Here is a 410-nt window from a genome sequence, read left to right as displayed (position 1 = left end):
ATGGCTAGACCTTTATCATAGTAAGCAGATATTCTGAAATGTGGAAATTGCTTTTTAAGAGTTTGTTGGAAATCGGGATCTATCAAAGAAGTGATTTCTTGGTTGGTGATAAAGTCTGTTTCAGTAGTTAATTTTTTGAAGTAGTTAATATCTTCTACTTGAATAGCTTCGTATTCTTTAATGAGTTTTTCTTTAAAGGATTGAATGAGCTGGATTAGAATATCAGATTTTCTGGTTTTATATTGGAAAATAACTTCTCTAGCTTGTTCTGTTGAAAAATGTCCTTGGTAGTGTAAAAAGTCCTCTAAACGAATTTCTAGTGTTTGTGGAGAAACTTTTAATTCTCTGGCTAGGTCTTGAAAGGTTATTTGTTGGTAAACAATTTTGGTTAAAAGGATAATATCGGGCAT

General features: G+C 31.5%; 1 protein-coding gene. It reads right to left on the bottom strand.

Going from position 1 to position 410, the window contains the following annotated elements:
- Positions 1-410 (bottom strand): hypothetical protein (locus AB5287_RS09820; protein WP_368221146.1); only part of this gene is annotated, 410 nt, incomplete at its 3' end.

The sequence above is a fragment of the Bifidobacterium sp. RTP21102st3_E2_RTP21102_210122 genome (assembly GCF_040916945.1).
Taxonomy (GTDB): domain Bacteria; phylum Actinomycetota; class Actinomycetes; order Actinomycetales; family Bifidobacteriaceae; genus Bifidobacterium; species Bifidobacterium longum.
This window is presented reverse-complemented; position numbering and strand designations above follow the sequence as displayed.